This is a genomic window from Mycobacterium sp. (assembly GCF_049683935.1).
Lineage (GTDB): Bacteria > Actinomycetota > Actinomycetes > Mycobacteriales > Mycobacteriaceae > Mycobacterium.
This window is the reverse complement of the sequence record NZ_JBAUJR010000194.1, coordinates 14,617-34,140: the sequence shown is the minus strand read 5'-3', so window position 1 is coordinate 34,140 and position 19,524 is coordinate 14,617. Positions and strand designations below refer to the sequence as shown.

The 19,524-nt window shown below is 66.3% G+C and carries 22 protein-coding genes; 9 read left to right on the top strand and 13 right to left on the bottom strand.

Translation table 11 applies throughout. The features are described 5' to 3' along the window. Positions 1 to 2 precede the first annotated feature (2 nt). A complete protein-coding gene (locus WA965_RS10975; protein ID WP_526294184.1) occupies positions 3 to 710 on the bottom strand; it encodes a CPBP family intramembrane glutamic endopeptidase in 708 nt (235 codons plus the stop codon). Positions 711 to 729: 19 nt separating this feature from the next. Continuing rightward, on the bottom strand, positions 730 to 1,353 hold the full coding sequence (locus WA965_RS10970; protein ID WP_526294183.1) for a YdcF family protein: 624 nt from the start codon (positions 1,351 to 1,353) through the stop codon (positions 730 to 732). Positions 1,354 to 1,475: 122 nt separating this feature from the next. Here WA965_RS10970 and WA965_RS10965 point away from each other — a divergent pair, with 122 nt between their 5' ends. Together WA965_RS10965 and WA965_RS10960 are read left to right on the top strand one after the other, a co-directional pair. Then, a complete protein-coding gene (locus tag WA965_RS10965; protein WP_526294197.1) occupies positions 1,476 to 1,976 on the top strand; it encodes a hypothetical protein in 501 nt (166 codons plus the stop codon). A gap of 215 nt (positions 1,977 to 2,191) precedes the next feature. Beyond that, the gene (locus WA965_RS10960) at positions 2,192 to 3,580 is read left to right on the top strand and encodes a hypothetical protein (protein ID WP_526294182.1); all 1,389 of its coding nucleotides are present in this window, start codon (positions 2,192 to 2,194) and stop codon (positions 3,578 to 3,580) included. 9 nt (positions 3,581 to 3,589) lie between these two features. Here the strand turns inward: WA965_RS10960 and WA965_RS10955 are convergent, their stop codons facing one another. After that, complete coding sequence (locus tag WA965_RS10955) at positions 3,590 to 4,342, bottom strand: alpha/beta hydrolase family protein (protein ID WP_526294181.1); 753 nt, start codon at positions 4,340 to 4,342, stop codon at positions 3,590 to 3,592. A gap of 109 nt (positions 4,343 to 4,451) precedes the next feature. Here WA965_RS10955 and WA965_RS10950 point away from each other — a divergent pair, with 109 nt between their 5' ends. Then, positions 4,452 to 5,333, top strand: coding sequence for a TIGR03854 family LLM class F420-dependent oxidoreductase (locus tag WA965_RS10950; RefSeq protein WP_526294180.1), 882 nt, complete (start codon positions 4,452 to 4,454; stop codon positions 5,331 to 5,333). Here WA965_RS10950 and WA965_RS10945 read toward each other — a convergent pair whose 3' ends face one another. From WA965_RS10945 to WA965_RS10930, 4 genes are read right to left on the bottom strand one after another with little or no spacing between them, the layout of a single operon-like run. Next, complete coding sequence (locus tag WA965_RS10945; RefSeq protein ID WP_526294179.1) at positions 5,334 to 6,890, bottom strand: class I adenylate-forming enzyme family protein; 1,557 nt, start codon at positions 6,888 to 6,890, stop codon at positions 5,334 to 5,336. Positions 6,891 to 6,925: 35 nt separating this feature from the next. Next, the gene (locus tag WA965_RS10940; protein WP_526294178.1) at positions 6,926 to 7,498 is read right to left on the bottom strand and encodes a class I SAM-dependent methyltransferase; all 573 of its coding nucleotides are present in this window, start codon (positions 7,496 to 7,498) and stop codon (positions 6,926 to 6,928) included. A 56-nt stretch (positions 7,499 to 7,554) separates the two neighbouring features. After that, a complete protein-coding gene (locus WA965_RS10935) occupies positions 7,555 to 8,205 on the bottom strand; it encodes a class I SAM-dependent DNA methyltransferase (protein ID WP_526294177.1) in 651 nt (216 codons plus the stop codon). After that, entirely contained in the window at positions 8,198 to 9,289 is a 1,092-nt protein-coding gene (locus WA965_RS10930) for an aminoglycoside phosphotransferase/kinase family protein (RefSeq protein WP_526294176.1), read from the bottom strand. Before WA965_RS10930 ends, WA965_RS10935 begins: the two co-directional genes overlap by 8 nt. Between WA965_RS10930 and WA965_RS10925 the strand changes: the two genes are divergently transcribed. Beyond that, complete coding sequence (locus WA965_RS10925; RefSeq protein WP_526294175.1) at positions 9,258 to 10,592, top strand: NAD(P)/FAD-dependent oxidoreductase; 1,335 nt, start codon at positions 9,258 to 9,260, stop codon at positions 10,590 to 10,592. The two genes, WA965_RS10930 and WA965_RS10925, sit on opposite strands and share 32 nt — an antisense overlap. Before the next feature lie 20 nt (positions 10,593 to 10,612). On the opposite strand, the gene WA965_RS10920 is transcribed toward WA965_RS10925, so the two are convergent. After that, positions 10,613 to 10,960 carry a DUF3253 domain-containing protein gene (locus tag WA965_RS10920; protein WP_526294174.1) on the bottom strand — a complete coding sequence of 116 codons (348 nt, stop codon included), beginning with the start codon at positions 10,958 to 10,960 and terminating at the stop codon, positions 10,613 to 10,615. 72 nt (positions 10,961 to 11,032) lie between these two features. Here WA965_RS10920 and WA965_RS10915 point away from each other — a divergent pair, with 72 nt between their 5' ends. Next, the gene (locus WA965_RS10915; protein WP_526294173.1) at positions 11,033 to 11,332 is read left to right on the top strand and encodes a hypothetical protein; all 300 of its coding nucleotides are present in this window, start codon (positions 11,033 to 11,035) and stop codon (positions 11,330 to 11,332) included. Positions 11,333 to 11,403: 71 nt separating this feature from the next. Here WA965_RS10915 and WA965_RS10910 read toward each other — a convergent pair whose 3' ends face one another. After that, a complete protein-coding gene (locus WA965_RS10910; RefSeq protein WP_526294172.1) occupies positions 11,404 to 12,363 on the bottom strand; it encodes an alpha/beta hydrolase in 960 nt (319 codons plus the stop codon). Positions 12,364 to 12,623: 260 nt separating this feature from the next. Then, positions 12,624 to 12,989 carry an Hsp15 family ribosome-associated heat shock protein gene (hslR, locus tag WA965_RS10905; protein ID WP_178360243.1) on the bottom strand — a complete coding sequence of 122 codons (366 nt, stop codon included), beginning with the start codon at positions 12,987 to 12,989 and terminating at the stop codon, positions 12,624 to 12,626. Positions 12,990 to 13,084: 95 nt separating this feature from the next. Here hslR and WA965_RS10900 point away from each other — a divergent pair, with 95 nt between their 5' ends. From WA965_RS10900 to WA965_RS10890, 3 genes are all read left to right on the top strand, one after another. Continuing rightward, a complete protein-coding gene (locus WA965_RS10900; protein ID WP_526294171.1) occupies positions 13,085 to 13,372 on the top strand; it encodes an ArsR/SmtB family transcription factor in 288 nt (95 codons plus the stop codon). Then, positions 13,369 to 13,755 carry a VOC family protein gene (locus WA965_RS10895; protein ID WP_526294170.1) on the top strand — a complete coding sequence of 129 codons (387 nt, stop codon included), beginning with the start codon at positions 13,369 to 13,371 and terminating at the stop codon, positions 13,753 to 13,755. The genes WA965_RS10900 and WA965_RS10895 overlap by 4 nt, the downstream gene beginning before the upstream one ends. Positions 13,756 to 14,049: 294 nt before the next feature. After that, complete coding sequence (locus WA965_RS10890; protein ID WP_526294169.1) at positions 14,050 to 15,498, top strand: GntP family permease; 1,449 nt, start codon at positions 14,050 to 14,052, stop codon at positions 15,496 to 15,498. A 4-nt stretch (positions 15,499 to 15,502) separates the two neighbouring features. Here the strand turns inward: WA965_RS10890 and WA965_RS10885 are convergent, their stop codons facing one another. Continuing rightward, entirely contained in the window at positions 15,503 to 16,246 is a 744-nt protein-coding gene (locus WA965_RS10885) for a cutinase family protein (RefSeq protein ID WP_526294196.1), read from the bottom strand. A gap of 208 nt (positions 16,247 to 16,454) precedes the next feature. On the opposite strand from WA965_RS10885, the gene WA965_RS10880 reads away from it, so the two are divergent. Next, complete coding sequence (locus WA965_RS10880; protein WP_526294168.1) at positions 16,455 to 17,711, top strand: sensor domain-containing diguanylate cyclase; 1,257 nt, start codon at positions 16,455 to 16,457, stop codon at positions 17,709 to 17,711. Positions 17,712 to 17,764: 53 nt separating this feature from the next. Here WA965_RS10880 and WA965_RS10875 read toward each other — a convergent pair whose 3' ends face one another. Then, positions 17,765 to 18,589 carry a formate/nitrite transporter family protein gene (locus WA965_RS10875; protein WP_526294167.1) on the bottom strand — a complete coding sequence of 275 codons (825 nt, stop codon included), beginning with the start codon at positions 18,587 to 18,589 and terminating at the stop codon, positions 17,765 to 17,767. A gap of 251 nt (positions 18,590 to 18,840) precedes the next feature. Beyond that, entirely contained in the window at positions 18,841 to 19,500 is a 660-nt protein-coding gene (locus WA965_RS10870; protein ID WP_526294166.1) for an FKBP-type peptidyl-prolyl cis-trans isomerase, read from the bottom strand. Positions 19,501 to 19,524 lie beyond the last annotated feature (24 nt).

Here is a 19,524-nt window from a genome sequence, read left to right as displayed (position 1 = left end):
GGTCACCCCGCGGGCACGGCGCCGGCGACGGTGAACATCAGCACCAGCCCGGGGAGCAGATTGGTGACTTGGTGGGCGACGATGCTCGCCGTCAGATTGCCGGTGTAGAGCCTGGCCAGCCCGATCGGGAGCGCCACTACGAGCAGCAGCGGGGCCCGGGTCCATTCGAGGTGGGCGATCGCGAACACCACGGTGGTGACGCCCAGCGCCACCCAACGTCCCCAGCGCCGCTCCACCGCACCCCACAGCAAGCCGCGGTAGAGGATCTCCTCGCAGAACGGGGCGACGACGACGATGACGATGAACACGACGACGGCCCACGCCCAGGTACCGCGCACTCCGCCGAACACGTCCCCCGCCGCGGAGTTCGCGTCCTCGCCTGCGACGGCCACCCAGAGGAACGATGCGGGCACCGTCAGGAACAGGCCGCCGATTCCGAAGAGCAGCCCCGATCCCGCACTACGCCATGACCATTGGAGCTTCAGGTCGCAGCGCGGACCGTTACCCCGGATCGTGGTGATCAGCATCGCCAACGCGGCCGCCAGGAGTGTGGGCACTGCGACGACCACGACCACCGTCAGAATCTGCGGCGACCCCCGACCACCCAGCAGGAACGCCAGCGAAAATGCCGACAGCAGGTACACCAGTTCGACGACCAGGAAGGCTCCCAGTCCCCACCGGTGCGGGCGCGACTGCAGTTCAGCGTCCACACCCGCCGACGTTAGCCCACTAGCTGATCGCGACGAACGGGCTGATCACGTCCCGGACGAACTGGGCGATGTTGATCGAGGGATTCTGGTCCGGAAAGCTCACCGTGGCCAGCACATTGCCGCCGGCATCGGCGAAGTTTCCGTCAGCACGGTCCTGATGCGACGACGAGGTGATCAGGATGATTCCCGAAGTGTCGGCCTGCTTGGCCAGCGGAACCGAGAAGGCGGCGTTCTGCACGGTGCTGTTCGCCCGCTCCTCCAGGATGATCCGCTCGCGAGGAGTTCCGTAGAGCCGCAGCATCTTGCCCATCTGCTCGGCTTCGGTGTTTCCGTTGCGGGGGTTGCCGCCGGTGACGATGATGGGCGCCTGCGGGAAGATCTGCGCGACAGCCAGACCCGCGAGAACCCGGGTGTGCAGGATCAGACGCATGGTGCCGTCCGGTTTGAGTCCGTAGCCGAGGATGACGATCGCCGGCTTGGAGAAGTCCTTGGCCACCAGTTGCGGTGGCGCGGCCTGGGCGGTGCCCGCCGAAGCACCGCCCAGTACCAGAGCTGTGGTCAGGGTCAGTGCCGTCAGCATGGTGGCGACAACCGCGTGGCATGAGGCCGCGACACCGCGCCGCCGCCGAGGAGTTTCAGTCATCGTCAATTTCATCGCCACAACCCGTCAAGTCATTACGGTCCGGTCTCGAAGCGTGAACGATGCTGTGTTCATCGATGGTCGGAGTACCCGTGATCAGCCCGGACGTGGTCTGGTGGAAGGTGATGTCCACCTTCCGCAAGATCTCTCGCCGTGCGGCTGTGACCACCGCCGTCTGTTCCGCCCTCCTCGTCGTCTCAGCGCCGTCGGCGACATCGGCGCCCCCCTTCGACAGTCAGGGATACCTCAACTCGACTGCGCGATGCACGCCTCCGGACACGGTCGTCGTGTTCGGCAGTACGGCGAGCTCGCGGGTGGCGATCTGCCAGAGCTCAGACGGTGATCTGCAGTATCGGGGCGTCCGGGTGCGCGATGGCGCCAGGCTCATCAGACCCGCGTCACGGTCCTCGGACGGTGCCTTCACCGCCACCAACGACGGAATCGACTACATGGTGACGTCGACGGCGCTGGTGATCAGTGTGGGAGAGCGCGTAATCCGCGACGAGACGATGACCGACTTCCACCGATCGGGTGGCACCGCGACGCCGAGCCAGGCGCCGGAGGCGACCCCGACCGCGACGACGCCCTTGCCTCCTCCGCTGCCGGCGGAGGAAGGCGGCAGCTGAGGGGTTCAGCCCCTCTCCACTGCAGGGGGTGACGTGTGCCCGGAACTGCCGGTGTGTCTCCATGCAGTTTGCTGATTCCAGGCAAAAAATTAACTGACGCAACCGTCAGCAAATGACCTTTGCGTGACACGACGGCGCCATCAGGTAGACAGACGGTCACATTATGGATACGTTTTGTGCCGGTCGGGGTCAGCACAGCAACATGGAGGCACCTCATGCCCACAACCGCACGTTCCTATGTGACCGCGGGCGTCGCGCTCGTGGGAGCCGGCGTCATCTCCGCGACCCCGGCCGTCACACCCCAACCCGAACCGCGCACGGCGAGCTGGGACGTCAGCCTCGTCGCCGCAGCGCAGAGCTGCGCCCAGGGCGAGACCAGCGTCCTGTGCAACGAGCTGACGGGCCTGCCGTCGGCGACGCCGTTCGTCCCCACCGCCGACAGCACCAACGTCTTCAACATTCCCGCCAACTTGTTCATCGCCCTGGCGAATACCCCCTTCAATTTCTTCAATGCGTTGGGAGAGGGCAACGTTCAGCTGGGGTCGGACCCGAACGGTGACTTCGACTTCCAGCCGACCTACGAGGGCGTGACCCTGACGCAACCCGAAGGCAACGTGGTCGGGCTCGGCAGGAATCTGCGCTACACGGGCAGCTGGTGGGTGTACAGCCAGACCAACATTCTCGGGACAGATCCCGCCGACCCGTCCCGGTACCAGGCGATCACCAATCTGCTGGTTCCCTTTCCCGCGCTGTCGGTGCCGCTGGGCAACATGGTCGCCGCGATCGCCGCCTCCCAGCTACCGATGTCCACCGGCTGCACCGGAACCGGTGTCGGAGCGTGCGATGACCCGACAAGCATTCTGAGCAAAATGTTTGATCTTCGAAATGTTGTCGCACTGTTTTCGCCAGAGGGATACACCTTCCCCGAGACCCGCGCCGGGATCACCTGCAGCGAGGACGGCCAGTGCTACGTCAAGGACGAAGACGGACCCGAGGTCCCGTGGTCCGGCCAGAACGTGAAGCTCGATCCCGCCGCGCCGTTCACCAGCTTCTACAACAGCCTGACCAAGACCCCGGACTTCACCGAGGTCAAGCCGGTGACCCCGGAACTGGTCACCGGAAGTCTGGTCAGCATCGGCAACGGACTGAACACCGACTTCAACCCGTTCGTGCTGGGCACCCAGTGCGCGATCTGCGCACCCTTCGTCCCCAATCCGGACAACAAGCCGATTCCCGGCCCGGTCCTGGAAGACCCCGACACCACCGAGCCCGCCCCCGTGACGGCAGCGGTGGAGCAGGTCGAGGCGACCGAATCCGAGGAGGCGACGCAGTCGCTGTCGGTGCCGGAAGTGACCGTCGTCGAAGACGACACCGAGCTGGATTCGGTCTCGACCGGACCCAAGCACCGCAAGCCGAGCACCGTCAGCGACTCGATGAAGAGGGTGCAGGACAGGATCAACACGAGCATCTCCAAGCTCAGCGACAGCTTCAAGAAGCCCAGCACGAAGTCGGACGAATCGACTGATTCGACCGCTCCTTCGAAGAGCAGCGACTCCGATTCGAAGAAGAGCGACTCGGGTTCGGACTCCGGCAGCGACGACTGATCGACAGAGTCAGAGGTACGGGTCGGCCCAGGCGCTGATGATCCGGGCCGCCCGTGCCGCCTGATTCTTCTCGGTGAGGAGGTGGTCGGCACCCTCGAGCGACACGAAGCTACGGGGATGCCTGGCGGCCCGGAAGATCTCGCTGGCGTTGGCGATGCCGACGGTGTTGTCAGTGGGCGAGTGCATGACGAGCAGGGCGCGGCGCAGGGTCTTGATCCGCTCACGCAGGTCGGCAGCCCTTACATCGTCGATGAAGTGTCGTCGCAGCGTGAGGGCCTTGCCGCCGATCATGAACTGCGCCTCGCCCTCCGCCTCGATCCGGTGCAGGAGAGCGTCGTACGTGTGTTCCACGTGGGCGGGTTCATAGGGCGCGCCGACGCTGGCGACCGCGGCCACCGTCGGGCAGTCGTGCGCGGCGGCTATCACTGCGGCTCCGCCGAAGGAGTGCCCGACGAGAAGACGGACCTCGCGGCCCGATTCGTTCATGAACTGCACCGCTCGCGCGGTGTCGGCGACTTTGTGGGAGAACGACCCGTCACCCCAGTCACCTGCGGACTGGCCCAGCCCGAGGTTGTCGAAACGCAGCATGCCGATACCGTCGACGGCGAATTGCTTGCACATCCTGCTCGCGGCGGGGCAGTCCTTGCCGAGGGTGAACCCGTGGGCGAACACACCCCACCCACGGACGTCGCCCTCGGGAGGGTCTACCAGACCCGCCAGGGCCGGACCACTGCTACTGGGAAACGTGATGCGCTCTGCCACGTGCGACATCCTTTCACCGCCGGGCGCAGACGGCCGGACGGCGGGCGCTGGGCACAAAAGGCGTCGTGCGCGCGTTGGCCAGAGGCACAGGCCAGATCAGGAGGCAGGCGTGAAGATTCGGTTCGGAGTGAGCCTCGGTGCGGACGTCGCCCCTGACGCGCTGCCCGGGGTGGTGGATCACCTGGAGAACACCGGCATCGACTCGCTGTGGTTCTCCGAACTCGTCTACTCGCCCGCGGTGGATCCCTTCGTCGGCATGGCCTATGCGTTGGCCCGGACCACGAAGCTGAAGGTGGGCACCTCGGTGGCGGTGCTACCCGGCCGCCACCCGGTGCTGGTCGCCAAACAGCTGGCTTCCCTCGCGGCGCTCGCACCGAAGAGGGTCCTTCCGGTTTTCGGCTTGCGGTCCGCCATGCCCGCCGAACGCGACCTGTTCGAGGTTCCCGACGGGCAGCGCGCGGCGGTGTTCGACGAATCACTGAAACTGCTGCGCACGGTTCTGCGCGACGACAAGGTGACCTACGAAGGCCGGTTCTTCACGGTCCGCGATGTTGAGATAGTTCCCAAAACAGCTGCGCCACTGGATATCTGGCTCGGTGGTGCGACCTCGGCCGGGTTCCGGCGCATCGGTGCGTACGGCGACGGCTGGCTGGGCAGCTTCCTGACTCCCGCCGAGGCCGGGCAGGCGCGACTCGAGATCGGCGCCGCTGCCCAGGCGCACGGTCGCACGGTGCCGGCGGATCATTTCGGAATCAATCTGGCTGTAGGTGGCGGCGATCTGCCTGAGCCGGTGCTCGCCGCCATTCGACGGCGGCGACCCGATCTCGACCCGGCAGAACTCGTGGCCGGCAGCTGGACGCAGCTGCACCGCCAGCTCGATGACTACATCGACGCGGGACTGACGAAGTTCGTGATCAGGCCGGCGGGCGGGGTCGGCAGCATGGCCTTCCTCGAGTCCTTCGTGGAGGAACTGCTGCCTCGACAGAATTGATCATGACGTGTGGTCACCAGCCTGCGCGTCGATGACCCATGAGCGCACTGCTTTTCGGTCCAGTTTGCCGCTGGCCAGGGTCGGGATCTGCGCACTGGTCACGAGCACCCAGCGGGTCGGCACCTTGTAGGACGACAACGCATCGCGCGTTCGGCGGGCCACCGAGTCCACATCGACGTCCTCGATCGCGGGGACCAGCACAGCGCAGACCTCCTCGCCGCGCTCGGCATGATCGATGCCGACCACCACACACTGCGCCACGTCGTCGAATCCCTCGATCACCGCCTCGACCTCCAGCGGTGAGACGTTGGCTCCCGAGGTCTTGATGAGATCGCCGGTGCGGCCGACGTAGAACAGGCGTGGATCGTCGGCTCGGCGATACACCCGGTCTGCGGTGTGGTGCCACCCGTCGGCATCGAAGGTGTCGCTGCGTTCGCGCTTGTTGTATCCCGCCATCACGCCGATGCCGCGGACCAGAAGCTCACCGACGGTGCCGTCATCGACCGGCACGCCGCTGTCGTCGACGATCTTCGTCTCCGTGAAGGCGAAGCCCCCCGCCGTCTCCGACATGGTGCGGTGAATGGGGAACCCGTCGGGCACATCGGTCATGGCGAGGTCCAGCGGCCCGTCACGCAACATCGGTGCGCTGGACAGGTCGCGCTCGGCGAAGCTCGGGTGCTCCCGCATTCGCTGAGTGAAAGCAGGCCACCCCACGATCCCGGTGGCCCGCTCGGATTCTGCGAGTGCAAGCGCAGCTCCGGCATCCAGTTTGGGCATCGTGAGCAGGGTGACGGGTTCGTGCAATGCACCGGTGGCGGCCAGCACGCCGCCGATCCAGAAGAACGGCATCGCGCACAGGATCACCGGCGCGGCCCGCGAACCGGTGACGGCACGAATTGCGCCGGGCCACGTCGACGTCTGCCGGACCAGGGTGCCGTGGGTGTGCAGGACACCTTTGGGATCGGCGGTGGATCCCGAGGTGTGCACCATGATCGCGAGATCGGCGGGCGAGACTTCGGCTTCGGCGGACGCCAGGATGCCGGCGGGTACGCAGTCTGCGTCGTCAGCGCTGTGACGGCTCGCCCAGATCGGCAGAGCGTCCCCGCCCAGGACTATGCGGCGCAGGAACGGTGCCGCGGACAACACCAACCGCTCGCCGGTGTGCCCGGACAACTCCGGGAAGGCCGCTTCGAGCCGTTCTGCCACAGCGATGTCCAACACCCGGCTGGGTGCCACCAGGACTGCGATGTCGGCCAGCCTGACGACCTTGGCGATCTCGGCGGGGCGATACATCGTGCTCAGGGGGACGGCGACGGCGCCGACCCGGGACACTGCGAGCCACCAGGTCACCCATTCAGTGCCGTTGGCGAAGAACATCCCGACGCGGGTTCCCTTTCCGACTCCGGCGGCGAGCAACCAGCGCGCGAGTTCACCGGAACGGGCATCGGCTTGCGAATACGAGAGCCGATCGTCGGGGGACACGAGATAGGTGTGCTCACCGAACTCCCGCACGCTGTGCGCGAGGAGCGCCGGCAGAGTCAGAGGCGGTGCGGACACAGAACCGATCCTGCCTGATCGCCGCTGCGACGGTGCTACGTGATGGTTGAGCCGTCACGACCCGGGCGGCGGGCCAGCAGCCACGACTCCCCGTCCGCTTCCCGCTCCGCGATCACGTCCAAGCCGTCGAATGCCCGTCTCAGTTCACCCGCCTTCGCGCGGAAACGTCCTGGTGCGGCACCGACTTCGCTGAGTGCGCTGATCGCGAGGAGTCCGCCGTCGACGAGCCGCGCGACGATGGGCCGGTCCAGGCGTCGATCGCGAAATCTGTTGCAGATCACCAGGTTCACCCGAGGTCCTGCCGGCAGACCGTCGTCGAGATCAACCTGCTCGAAGCGGCAGTGCGAAGCCACCCCGCATAGCTCAGCCAGTTCGCGGGCCTGCGTGATGGCCACCGCGGACACGTCATATCCCCGGACCTCCAGTCCACGCTGAGCCAGCCAGACCGCGACCCCGCCGGACCCACACCCGAGATCCAGTGCGCGTCCGGCGTCGGGGAACGTCTCGGAGTGCGGCCGAAAGACCTTGGGCAGTGCGACGTCATCGGTGGACCCCACGTCGCGGTCCGCGTACCGCCGATCCCAGCGGACACGATCCTCGTCGGACACGGTGTCCAGGCTAGGCCGACAGGTGCTGGCCGCCTACCCGCGGCAGCGAGATCGGTCTACTGCTTCCGGGCGATCACAAACGCCTGCGGTGTCGATTCGAGCCCGTCATCCTCGGGTGCTCTGAGGAGTTGTGCATGCACGGTGAAGCCGGCATCGGCGAGGACTTCGCAGACCGCGGCGGGCAGACGCCGATGAAAAGTCAGTTCGACGACCTGATCGAATGCCGCCGTCAACACTCTGGGCTCGTCGCCGACCTGAAAGCCCAGAAGCACCGACCCGCCCGGGGCGAGCACCCGCCAGAACTCGGCCATCGCAGCGGGTAGCTCCTCGTCGGGAAGGTGGATGATCGAATACCACGCGCACACTCCGCCAACACTGGCATCGGGTAGGTCCAGATTCGACATCGATCCGACCGAGAAAACGAGCCGCGGGTTTCGGCGCGCGGCCTCGTCAATCATATAGGGAGACAAATCGATTCCGAACGCTTCGACGCCCAGGCCATGCAGGATGGCAGTAGCGACTCCGGTGCCACAGCCGACATCAGCGACGCGACGGTTGCCGGCCTGACGAACCAGTCCTGCGAATGCGGACAGGATCGCCTGGTCCACGAGTTTGTCGTCGAGGTGGTGCTGGAAACGCTCGGCGTAAAGACGCGCGGTGCGGTCATATCCCTCACGGGTGCGTCGCAGAAAGTCGGGTTCAGTCATCGTGCTCATTGTCGGACGCGACGACTTCCGCGATCGACGGCGCGGCCCGCCACTGGTCGACGACCGGCTTCAACGCCTCCACCAGCATCGGCAGCTGCGGCGCCAACCCCAGACAGGCCAGCGCCGCCAACATGGCGGCTGCCTCGGTCACCCGCAGCAGTTGCGGGTCCGATGGCCGCAGTCCGAGCCGCGCCGCGGACTCGTCGTATGCGGCGATTCCCTCGGCGCCCGCCATGGCGAGGTCCGACTCGACCGGACCCGCCGTGACGAGCTCGAAATCGGACCACATCTCACCTTCTGCGGTGCAGATGAGGTTGTAGAAGGGGGCGTCGCCGTGGATCGTCTGGACGCCCGCCCCGGGGAACGCCGCGGTGAAATCGCTGCGCGATGCGATCAGGGGAGCCAGCACCAACCATTCCTGTTGTGCCCGTTGGCAATCGGCAGCGCTCAGCAGATCCGGTCGCTGTTCGAGATCGCGCAGACCGTCGGGGATGTAGTCGTTGAACGGCGTCCAGAATCCCAGTCGGGTGTCGTCGAAGTCGCGGAGCGCGGCGTGCAGCCGCGCTGTCGTCTCGAAGCGGCGTCCCACGCTGAGTTCGACGTCCGGCGCCTCCTCGACATAGTTCCAGAAGGTCATCTGAAAACCGTCCCGCCGAACGGGTTCGCGTGGCACCAGCGGACTGGGTGCCACCACAGGATGGCCGCGATCAGCAAGCCATCCCGCCACCGAGAGCTCCGCACGCTGCTGAGCCACCTGCCGTGCGGGCGATGCGGAGTAGGAGCGGGGGAGCACGGTCGGCACCCGCACCACCACGGGTGCGGGGGCCAGGTGGACGATCACCGAGAACACGTCGTAGAGCACCCGTGGGTGAGTCACGCGTAGCCCGAGATGGCGGCCCGCGGCCGCTGCGGCGTCCACGGCGCGGGCTGTTCGCTGCGCGATCTGGTCGGGGGTCAGCATCAGCACGAGTATCGACGGCGGCAGAGGATCCGTCGAGCAGATTTCGGCCGCAGCACGCCGCCCGATGCGTCGGCGACTACCGTCGAGTCCCATGACCGACCACCGCACCAGGGTGCTGATCATCGGAGGCGGCTTCGGTGGACTGTTCTGTGCGAAGAGGCTGGGAGGCGCCGACGTCGACGTCACCCTGATCGATCGCTCGGCCGGCCATCTGTTTCAGCCGCTGCTCTACCAGTGCGCCACAGGCACACTCAGCATCGGGCATATCAGCCGGCCACTGCGGGAGGAGTTCGCCCGCCACCGCAACATCACCACTCTGCTCGGCGAAGCGCTCGAACTCGACCCGCACTCGCGGCGGGTGACAGCGCGCCGACCCGACGAATCCACGTTCATGGTCGACTATGACGTGCTCGTGGTGGCAGCAGGTATGCGGCAATCCTATTTCCGCAACCCGCAGTTCGAGCAGTGGGCACCCGGGATGAAGACACTCGACGACGCACTGAACATCCGTCAGCGCCTGTTCACGGCATTCGAGATCGCCGAGACGCTGCCACCCGGTCCCGACCGCGATGCCTGGCTGACGTTCGCCGTCGCCGGCGGCGGTCCCACCGGAGTCGAACTGGCCGGCCAGATCCGGGAGATGGCGACACGGACGTTGGCCAACGAGTTCCACAGCATCGAACCCGAGGATGCCAGGGTGTTGCTGTTCGACGGCGGGGACCGCGTGCTGAAGAGCTTTGCGCCGGAACTGGCGGGTAGAGCTGCCCGGACCCTGCAGCGACTGGGGGTGGAGTTGCGACTCGGTGTGCACGTCACCGATGTGCGTCGGGACGGCGTGACCGTCACCCCCAAGGCCGGCGGCCCGGACGAGCAGTACGCGGCGCGCACGGTGCTCTGGACCGCCGGGGTCGAGGCCGTACCCTTTGCCCGGCACCTGGCCGAGATCCTCGAGGCCCCATCCGACAGGTCCGGCCGAATCGAGGTCGAACCCGACCTCTCGGTCGCCGGTCACCCTGAGATCTTCGTGATCGGCGATCTCGTCGGTCGCGACGACCTGCCGGGTGTCGCCGAGAACGCGATGCAGGGCGGGTTGCATGTCGCGTCGTGCATCCGCCGCGAACTCACCGGTAAATCTCGCCGACGATACCGCTACCGCGATCTGGGTTCCGCGGCCTACATCTCACGGGGCCACGCACTGTTGCAGGTCGGCCCGATCCGGATCGCCGGCTTCCCGGGATGGCTGGGGTGGGGCTTCATTCACATCGCCGCGCTCACCGGGGTACGCAACCGTGCCAGCACCGTCGCCACCTGGATGGCGACGATCGGCCGTTCGAGCCGCTACCACCGCGCGTTCATGCTCGGTGACAGTCACTCCACCTCCGATCAGCGCTACACCTGGTCGACGTGCACTGACGAAAACACGTAGCAGGGCTGTGACTGCCGGTGTCAGCGCGCGCGGCGGGTGACGCGGATCCGGATCGGGCCGCGCCACTCGCTGTCGGGATCGACGACGCGGCCGCCCTGGGTGATCTCGACGTCACCGGACCTGGCCAACTCCCGTGCCACCTCCCGGGCGCTCTCCATCAACTCGCGCCAATTCTCACCGCCGACGATCCGCGCCGCATCTGACGGGCAGGTGCTGCTGTCCGGACCACGATGTATCGCCAGCGCGCGAACGGCCGCCGCCAGTCTCTGCCCGATCGGACCGTCGCCCAGGGCGACGCGGGCATCGGCGGCCCCGGCGCCGGCGGCGTCGACTATCCGACTCAATTCGGTGCGCACTTGCTGACCCATCTGCCCAGTCAAAGGCATCGACGACCCAAACGGGCCGCGATGGCGGCGCGTCCCAGAACTAAGCTCTGCCCAATGGGCGAGTTGCCGACCACCGAAGACGGACATCACGTGGTCATCGACGGGCGCCGCTGGCGGGCCACCGACCCGTCGATACCCGAAGACCGGCGAGCTGAACTCACCCGAATCCTGATGGCGTGGCGCCGAGAAGTGCGTCGTACCAAGGGGACCGACGGCGAGTCGACTGCTCGCGCCGGGGTGGATGCCGCCAAGGTCGCACTGGGCGAGCGCGGCCAGCCTCCGTGGTGGGAGCAGACTGCTGCGCAGCGTCGGGCCCGGTGGCAGACCCATGTCGCCGAGCCGGACGGGACCTGAGCCCGCGGCGTTCACAACCCAGCGGGCCGGAACGCGGACGTCATCCGCGCTCCGGCCCTGTCACCTGTGGATCAGGCGCCCAGCGTGCGCTGGATGTCCGGCTTCATCGCGTTGAGCTGCGAACCCCAGTAACCCCATCCATGGGTGCCGTTGGGCGGGAAGTTGAACGTGGCGTTGCTCCCACCGTCAGCCAGGTAGGCGTCCTGGAACGCTCGGTTGCTGTCCTGAGTGATGCTCTCGAGGATCTGACCGGGAAGATCGCCGCCACCGCCGAGATCGCCGGGCCTGCCGTTGCCGGTGTACACCCAGATACGGGTGCCATTGGCCACCAGTCGGCCTGCCTGCAGAGTCGGATCGTTGCGCTGCCATGCCGGACCGCCGCCGGGACCCCACATCGCGGACGCATCGAAGCCACCTGCGTCCCGCATCGCGAAGCCGACCAGCGTCGGCCAGATGCCTTCGGACAGGTTCAGGAACCCCGACAGCGACCCCGCGTAGCTGAACAGCCCGGGGTGATACGCGGCCAGTATCAGCGCGGCACTGCCTGCCATCGACAGACCGACGACTGCGTTGCCGCTGGTCGAGATTCCCTTGTTGGCCGCCAGGTACGCCGGCAGTTCAGAGGTCAGGAACGTCTCCCACTGGTAGCTCTGAGTGCGGCCGTTGCCGACCGCGGGGTTCTGCCAGTTGGTGTAGAAGCTCGACATGCCGCCGACGGGCATCACGACCGACAGGCCGGACTCGAAATAGTCCTCGAATGCCGCGGTCTCGATGTCCCAGCCGCTGTTGTCATCACGGGCCCGCAGACCGTCGAGCAGGTACACCGCCTTGGGCCCACCACCCTGGAATCTGACCATGACGTCACGGCCCATCGCCGCCGAGGGCACCATCAGCGTCTCCACCGGCAGGCCCGGCCGCGAGTACGCCCCGGCGGTCGCCGATCCGCCGCCGACGGTGATCAAGCCCGCCAGCAGCAGGGCCGCCAAGGCGCCGGCTTGCAGCCGACGCCCCACACTGTGCACGAATTTCATTGATTCTGCCGTTCTCTCTGGACGCGTAAGGAGGCGCCGTTTCTCACGAAAAGGTATGCGGCCCAGCAGGTCGTTCACTGGATCGGATGCAACTGCTTCGCATCCACCGCAACGCGAGCGGTCCACCGCCGCAGCGGTGCCACGTCGGTTAGTTCGTCATGTGACGATTCGCCGTTACGGTCGGCACCGCGTACGGGCACCTCGGTCACATCTTCGTAAGAAGTTCTGCGACCGATACGGACGCTGCGCGGTCGCGGAGTTCACCGCTGCGCTGCACGCCATTTGTCCAGGACCCGCCGATCACGCTTGGTCGGCCTGCCCGCGCCCCGATCTCGTGCGGCCACCGGAACGGACGAGGTCGGTGGAGGCGCGGGGGTGCGATCCAGATAGCAGGTGACGGCATCGGCGGCGCCAACCCGCTTGTGGATCACCCGGACGACCTGGACGATCCGTGTCACCTCACCCACCCGGGCACGCACCTCGTCGCCGGGGGAGACCGTCGTCGCCGGTTTCGCCGGGCGATCGTTGACCCGCACGTGACCACCCCGGCACGCGGATGCCGCGTCGGGCCGGGTTTTTGTCAGCCGTACCGCCCACAGCCACCGATCCACGCGGGTCGACTCCATGCACCCATCATGGACCGGCGATCCGCCTCACGACACTGGGTCCACTGCGGCCGGAATGCTTGACAGGCAAGTATCCACTTGCCTAATGTCGTCGCGTGGGAGACGTCTTCAAGGCCTTGGCCGATCCCACCCGCCGCACCATCCTCGACGAACTGACCGAGCGCAGCGGGCAGACGCTGTTCGAGATCTGCGCGCGCCTGGCGACCAAACACGGCCTCGGGTCGTCGCGCCAGGCGGTCTCGCAGCACCTCGATGTCCTCGAGGCTGCCGGCCTTGTCGAGACCCGCCGCGAGGGCCGCTACAAATTTCACTACATCAACACCGCGCCACTCCTACCGATCGTTCGGAGGTGGCTCAAAGACCCTGGAGGACAACCACCATGAGAATAAATCTGACGAGTGTGTTCGTCGACAACCAGGACAGGGCGCTGCAGTTCTACACAGAGGCGCTGGGTTTCCTGCTGAAGCATGACGTGCCGATGGGTGAGCACCGGTGGATCACCGTGGTGTCGCCGGAGGAGCCGGAGGGCACCGAACTCGTCCTCGAGCCCGACGAACACCCCGCCGCCAAACCCTTCAAGGAGGCGCTGGTGGCCGACGGCATTCCCGCCACCGCATTCACGGTCTCCGACGTCCAAGCCGAGTACCAGCGACTACGCGATCTCGGGGTGGCCTTCACCCAGGAGCCCACGGCAATGGGCCCGGTGTCCACCGCGGTGCTGGACGACACATGTGGCAATCTCATCCAGATACAACAAGTCATGTAGGTGCGCGCGATCGGCACACCCGTCATTCATCGTGCCTTACCTGCCACATCCGCCAGATAAAACCTGCTATTTGTCCGTAGACCTTGTATTCGTATGCCTTTTAGGTCATTCTATGTGACACCAAGCACAATGGAGCAGGTACAGGGAACGGCGTCACTCATCGTCGCCATGGGTATATCAGCGCCGTTGTCGATCACACGCGATCGAACGGGGGGCTGATGAACCGTCAGAACCACCTACTTCAGGGTCGTGAAACGTCCGGAACTGGCCGGGCACTGACAGTTTGGAGCCCTCGTGGAAGCAATTGATCCGGCATACGGGACGACAACCCTGCTCTTGATCGCCGCCGCGGCGGTCGCCGTATTGCTGTTCCTCATCATCAAAGTGAACATGCACGCCTTCGTGGCGCTGGTGCTGGTGAGCGTGCTGACGGCACTGGCGGCCGGCATCCCGGTCGCCGACGTCCCCAGCGCCATATCCTTCGGCTTCTCGAACACGATCGGCTCGGTGGCGCTGTTGGTGGGCTTCGGCGTGATGATCGGCCGCCTCCTCGAACTCACCGGCGGCGCCCAGGTACTCGCCGACACATTGATCAGCCGGTTCGGTGAGAAACGAGCGCCCCTCGCGCTCGGCGTGGCCGCGCTGCTGTTCGGTTTCCCGATCTTCTTCGATGCCGGGCTTGTCGTGTTCCTGCCGATCATCATGACGGTCGCTCGGCGCTTCGGCGGATCCCTCCTGCTGTACGGTCTCCCGGCCGCCGGCGCCTTCGCCGCCATGCATGCGATCGTGCCGCCCCATCCCGGACCCGTCGCCGCAGCCGAAGCATTCGGCGCGAACATCGGTCTGACGCTGCTCATCGGCGTCCCGGTCGCGGTGCTGTCGTGGTACGTCGGCGTGCTGCTCGTCTCGCAGTTCATCGGCCGTCGAGTGCACGTCGACGTCCCGGAGGCGTTGTTCGGTGAGATGAACGGTGGTCGCGAGATCACCACTGCCGACGACTCAGCCGCCGGCGACACGACCGGTCAGGGCTCGGCAGCGGGAAGCACCCTGACCCGCTCGGCGCCCGCGTTTTCGACCGTGCTCGGCGTGCTGCTGCTGCCGTTCGTGTTGATCTCGTTCAACACCGTGCTCAGCACGCTCACCACCGCCGGTGTCATCGCCGAGGGCGCGACGTGGGCGGAATACCTGATGCTGCTCGGAAACACCAGCGTCGCACTGCTCATCACGGTGATCGTGGCCACGCTCGTGCTGGGACTGCGGGAGCACTCGATGGCCGACGTGAGCACCATCTTCGACAAGGCGCTCGGCCCGGTCTGCTCGGTCATCCTGATCACCGGCGCCGGCGGAATGTTCGGCGGGGTGCTGCGTTTGAGCGGCATCGGCGCCGCACTGAGCGATTCACTGTCAGGCCTGGGCATGTCACTGATCGTGCAGGCCTTCCTCATCGCCACGTTGCTCCGTGTCGCGCAGGGCTCGGCCACCGTGGCGATCACCACGACCGCGGGTCTGATCAGCGCCGCCGCCCTCGAAGCTGACCTCAGCAGCATTCAGCTCTCGCTGCTGGTGTTCGCGATCGCCGCAGGCGCGACCGTCCTCTCCCACGTCAACGACTCAGGCTTCTGGCTCGTCAGCCGCTTCTTCGGCATGGATGTGAAGACGACCCTGAAAACCTGGACGGTCATGGAGACCACGCTCGGTGGCACCGTGTTCCTGATCTCGCTGGCATTGTGGATGGTGGTGTGACCGGTCAGTCGGTGGTGTGCGCGTCGGCGGACGTCACAGCGTTGACTGTGAACGCGGCGGCCTGGTCGGCCATCCCGTTGTCCTTGTAGGCGCTGTGGGCGGCACGATCGAAGCCACCAGGGAAGCAGACCGGGTCCCCGGGAGCACACAACTGAATGGTCTTGGCCGAGTAGAGCGGTCCCACCGTGACCGGTGGCGCGTTGTGGTCGACCAGGTTCAGGAACCAGTTGTCGGGGGTACCGAACAGCGCCACTGCGGCGACGTGGGGGGCGATCGACGGCGGCATCGGCCCGAGTCCGGCGGGCAACGTCAGCCCCGGGGGAACTGCGTCGAATGTGGTGTAGGCGGCCACGGCAGCACCCTGCGAGTAGCCGCCCAGCACGATCTTGGTGTCCGGGCAGGACGCGGCGATCGACTCGATCTTGTTGCCCGCGTCCACGATCCCGCCGGTGGCGGCTTGAAAGTCCAGCGACGCGGGATAGTCGACCGGGTCGACGGCGACGGGCTCGCCTCCCAGACGGGTGTTGAGCGCGTCGACGAAGGCCTGCCCGGTTGCGCCGATACCGGGTGCCTCGTTGGTGCCGCGCGCGAACACCACTTCGACAGGTGAGCACGACGGGTCAGGGGCGGCCGAGGCCACTCCCGCGGCCTGCGGCCCCAGCACCGCAGCGGCAGACACGACCGTGGCGGCGATACGACCCGGCAGCCGCGATCGGTGGGTACTCTGCGTCGTGGTGCTGGCGTCCATGGTCGTGTGCTCCTGAGCGAAGAGGTGATGATCGGGTGTCATCAGACTCCCGCGGCCGCCGCCGCCACACATCGACGCTGGCAGCCAATGACCTGTACCAGCTAGCAGGTAGGTCGGGAGGCTTGATCGCGGCGGCGATTTGGCGTCGAACGACGACGATCATCGGCGGTAGGCTCATCTGACCGGATGGCGGACCTGGGGGGTGGTAGTGGCGTCGGGTGATCAGTCCGCCGAGGACGTTCAGTGGTCGCGATCGCTGCTGGACCGACTGCCCGGCCTCATCGGTTACTGGGATCGCCATCAGCGCAACGTGTTCGCCAACGATGCCTACATCGAGTACTGGGGAACGACTCCCCAACAAGTCGCGGGCCGCCACATGCGCCACGTTCTGGGCGAGGAGATCTACGAACTCAACCTGCCCTACATTCGTGCCGCCCTGGCGGGCCGGGAACAATCCTTCAGCCGAACCCTCATCGACAGTCAGGGCGCCACACGTCATGCACAGGTGACCTACATCCCGAACCCGGTCAAAGGTGTCATCGACGGGTTCTACGCCGTGGTCACCGATGAGACAGCCCGTGTCGAAGCAGAGCAGGCCGGCGCCGAGGCCCTGCGCAGGTTTCAGGCCATGGTGGCCAATGCGCCTTTCGGCAAGGCCATGCTTGACACCAATGGTGTTCTGTTGCATGTCAATCCGGCCTTGTCCAAAGCACTCGGCTACCAGGCTGAAGACGTGGTCGGGAAGAGTTATCGCCGCTTGGTCCATCCGGACGACATCTGTGAGTCGGAGGCCGAATTCGAACTGTTGGTCAGCGGCGCGGAGACGAAGGTGTCCTCGGAGCGCCGGTACGTGCGTGTCGACGGAACCTTCGTCTGGATGCTCTGCACCGCGGTGCTCGTCCGTGGAACGGGCGGCGCAGAGGACATGGTGGTCGCGCAGTACGACGACATCACCACCCGCCGGCACACCGCGACCGAACTCGCCCGCATGGCCATCACCGATCCACTCACCGGCCTGCACAACCGTCGCGCCTTCGATGACTGGACCAGCAGACGACGCGGCACCCACCCCGACGGGTCGATTGGGATCATCTACGTCGATCTCGACGAATTCAAGATCATCAACGACACCCACGGACATGCGACCGGAGATGCCATCCTCGCCGAAGCCGCGCGGAGCCTGAGCCGCGTCGTCGATGCGCCGAGCACGACCTATCGCCTCGGTGGTGACGAGTTCATCGTGCTGGTGCCGGATCCCGACGTGTCCGATCTCGCCGAACTGGCGGAGGCCATCACCCGTGCGCTGACGGGCCGCTACGGCGACTCAGTGCAGGTGTCGCTGACCGCGTCCGTCGGATGGACCCACGGGCCGATGAACGAGTTCGATGAATTGCTTCGCGAAGCCGACGCCAAGATGTATCACCGCAAGAGCCGACGGACACAGCACCGCCAGTCGATCCCGTGACGGCGAGCGCTGTCAGCGCTGTGCCATGACCCTTCTAGCGCCGGCTCGCGGTGTCATGATCCGTCGGCTTCGGCGTCGCTGCGCTCTTCCTGCAGACGGTCTTTCGAGCGCAACAGCCGCAGGAGTGTCACCAGGATCAACCCGCCGGCGATGTTGCCGGCCAGGGTGTAACCGAACCAGCCGAGCCAATCGAGATATCCGAACGGCGCGTCACCGGTGAACAACGCACCGAAGATCAACAGCGAGTCGAGGATCGAGTGGAACATCTGCAGCCCGGCGAGCAGGAACGCTCCGGCTACGGCTGCGGCGATCTTCCCGGGCACGGACTCGGTGCCGTGCTGCATGCGCGTCATCAGCGTGATCACCATGCCGCCGAGCAGTGCCAGCGACATCGTTTCCACTGACACAGGGGCTGTGGCGAAGTGAGATGCCGACTCGACAGTCTGCTCACGCAGCTTCGGGAAGGCCCCCATGATCAGCCACATGATGACCCAGCCGCCCGCGAGGTTGGCCACGAGGGTGCCGCTCCACAGTTTGAGGAGCTGGCCGAAGCTGGCTCGCTTCGCGGCTACCGCGGTCACCGGCACCAGAAAGCCCTCGGTGAACAATTCGCTGCGGCCCAGAAGGAGTGCGAGGAAGCCGATCGAGAACGCCAAGCCGGCCAGCAGTTGATTGCCGGTGGCATGCAGAACAGAGAGGTAGGCAAGCACACCCATCGCCACCTCGGTACCGCCGAAGAAGCCGGTGACGAGCACCTCGTGCCAGCTCCGGTGCAGACGTTGGGCGCCCTCGGTGACGGTCCTGTTGAAGGTCTCCTCGAGCTCGTCTTCGATCGGGCTGTCGGAGTCGCCGAGTTGGCGCTGACTGGTCTTGCTCACGTCGAATCCTCAACTGCCGACAACGGGTGGACCAGGGGGAGTACCCGCCCTCCGCCGGCCGAAGCCGATGGCGCCTGCGTGTGATCGATCTCGCACTACCCCTGTGCAGCGGTGAAACCAAAGCTCAGAGGGCTCGTCGGGTCCGCGGCCCCCGGATTCTCCGAGTCCGACCGCGAGTCAGCACGTGGCAGCGGCAGCTGGTCCATCCCGAGAACAGATGAAACGCAACAGGTTTCACCGGGCAGCTGGTGTCAGCTCGAGGCGTCGAGGATCTTGATCGCAAAAACGAGCGTGTCGCCCTGTTCGATCCCCGCACTGGGCTGCCCCTCGGCGTAGCCGTCGGCGGAGGTCATCGCCACGGCAACCTCGGACCCCACCGTCTGTCCCGCAATGGCTTTCTGGAATCCCGCGATGACCCCGTCGAGCGGGAAGTCGATCGGGGCGCCTTGGTCGTAGGTGCTGTCGAAGACCGTGCCGTCACGTCCGTTGACGCCCATGTAGCAGACCAGAACCGTTGCGTTGTCCGCGACGACGGGCCCGTCACCGGCCTGCAACGTGTGGACCTCGGTCGCGGTCACGCTGAAGGGTGCCTCCACGTCGACCCGCGGCGAGGCGGTGTCGGTCGGACCGGTGACCGACACGCTGCCGGTTGCGCCGGGCAGCGTCCATTCCGCTGCGCCCTCGGTGGCCGGCCTTTCGGTCGGGCAGGGGCTGGGCGCTGCGGGCGCGGTCGGCGCCATGTCGCTTTCGGGCGGGAAGAATTCGAGGGCCTCGGATGACGACGTGGCGCCGTCGGATGGAGCCTCCGTATCGGTGTCCGAGCCGCAGGCGGCAACGGTCAGGACAACGGAGGCGGCACAGGCCAGGAGAGTCAAGGGAGCACGCACGCGAGAAGATGCCACGGTCGCCACGCTACAGTCACCGCAGCCCACTTC

Coding starts and splice junctions, on each gene's coding strand:
- WA965_RS10970 (WP_526294183.1), bottom strand. CDS start 1,353: ATGACTGAAACTCCTCGGCGGCGGCGCGGTGTCGCGGCCTCATGCCAC.
- WA965_RS10965 (WP_526294197.1), top strand. CDS start 1,476: ATGTCCACCTTCCGCAAGATCTCTCGCCGTGCGGCTGTGACCACCGCC.
- WA965_RS10960 (WP_526294182.1), top strand. CDS start 2,192: ATGCCCACAACCGCACGTTCCTATGTGACCGCGGGCGTCGCGCTCGTG.
- WA965_RS10935 (WP_526294177.1), bottom strand. CDS start 8,205: ATGACTGAACCCGACTTTCTGCGACGCACCCGTGAGGGATATGACCGC.
- WA965_RS10925 (WP_526294175.1), top strand. CDS start 9,258: ATGACCGACCACCGCACCAGGGTGCTGATCATCGGAGGCGGCTTCGGT.
- WA965_RS10930 (WP_526294176.1), bottom strand. CDS start 9,289: ATGATCAGCACCCTGGTGCGGTGGTCGGTCATGGGACTCGACGGTAGT.
- WA965_RS10920 (WP_526294174.1), bottom strand. CDS start 10,960: ATGGGTCAGCAAGTGCGCACCGAATTGAGTCGGATAGTCGACGCCGCC.
- WA965_RS10915 (WP_526294173.1), top strand. CDS start 11,033: ATGGGCGAGTTGCCGACCACCGAAGACGGACATCACGTGGTCATCGAC.
- WA965_RS10910 (WP_526294172.1), bottom strand. CDS start 12,363: ATGAAATTCGTGCACAGTGTGGGGCGTCGGCTGCAAGCCGGCGCCTTG.
- hslR (WP_178360243.1), bottom strand. CDS start 12,989: ATGGAGTCGACCCGCGTGGATCGGTGGCTGTGGGCGGTACGGCTGACA.
- WA965_RS10895 (WP_526294170.1), top strand. CDS start 13,369: ATGAGAATAAATCTGACGAGTGTGTTCGTCGACAACCAGGACAGGGCG.
- WA965_RS10885 (WP_526294196.1), bottom strand. CDS start 16,246: ATGGACGCCAGCACCACGACGCAGAGTACCCACCGATCGCGGCTGCCG.